Source organism: Streptomyces boluensis (assembly GCF_009908195.1).
GTDB lineage: Bacteria > Actinomycetota > Actinomycetes > Streptomycetales > Streptomycetaceae > Streptomyces > Streptomyces boluensis.
This window is the reverse complement of the sequence record NZ_JAAAHS010000744.1, coordinates 1-1,015: the sequence shown is the minus strand read 5'-3', so window position 1 is coordinate 1,015 and position 1,015 is coordinate 1. Positions and strand designations below refer to the sequence as shown.

Annotated in this window: 1 protein-coding gene and 1 pseudogene; both read left to right on the top strand. The window is 69.0% G+C overall.

Features of this window, described 5'->3' with window-relative positions:
- Positions 1-290: 290 nt before the first annotated feature.
- Entirely contained in the window at positions 291-599 is a 309-nt protein-coding gene (locus tag GUY60_RS37865) for a DUF8827 family protein (RefSeq protein ID WP_161706025.1), read from the top strand.
- A 180-nt stretch (positions 600-779) separates the two neighbouring features.
- Positions 780-1,015 (top strand): annotated as a pseudogene (locus GUY60_RS37860) (hypothetical protein); the annotation flags it as partial.

Genomic DNA, 1,015 nt, shown 5'->3' with positions numbered 1-1,015 from the left:
CCCCCTGCCCCCGACCTGCATCTACGCGCCGTGACGACCGCCTGCGGTTCATTGCCCGGCGTCACCCCGCGTGATACACAGAGTGACCATATGCGCCTCGGTTGACCGCTCCGGACCCCTGTTCGGAGCGGTCAACCGCGCCGCACGCAGACTCCGTACGAACTTCGCACAAAGTCCGCCGACGAATGACTCCAAGTCGACATGCGACAGCGGCATTCTCAGCGAGAATGGGTGCGACCTCTGCACTCGGGCAGGGGGTGCGGAACTACCCGATAGGGGCGGTGAGTTACATGCTTCTGGCAGCCGAAAAGGGCGACATCACGACGATCATCGGCGGGATCGCCCCCGACTGGGGCCCCTTCGGGACCCTGGGCAACGAAGCGCGCGTGATGATCGAGGTCGTGATGGCCATCGCCATCCTCCTCTGCCTCGGCATCGCGATCTGGGGCGCGGCCAAGCAGCGCATCGGCGCCACGGCGCTGCGCGACACCTTCAGCGCCGAGCAGGGCAAGGGCCTGATCGTCGCCGGACTGACCGGCGTCTTCATCATCGGCTCCCTCGGCACACTCTTCACCATTGTGTACGGGATGGCCGTCTGACCCACTCGCGCGGTCTCCCGCCCCGGGCGCTCCCACCGCCCCGGCGCCCGTCCCACCGTCCCCCCGGCTGAGGTTGCCTTCCCTGATGTCCAGTCACCACCACACGGTGCCCACGCGGCAACCCGCACGGCTACCGTCGTACTACGTGGTTCCGCTATCGGCTGAGGGGACGTACGCGGCATGAGCATCGACGACGACCACGGCCGCCAGGACGACGACGGCTACGGGGGCTCGGGGCACACACGTACCCGCCTCCCGGAGGGCGACGGCCCACGCCGCCCGGCCGCCCGCTCACCGCGCAGCATCGTCACGGTCATGGCGGTCGTCGTCCTGCTGTTCGCGGCGATCGCGTTCGCGAACAGGGGAGACGGGGACGGCGGTTCGGACTCCACCACGGACGACGCCCGCCCACGCAC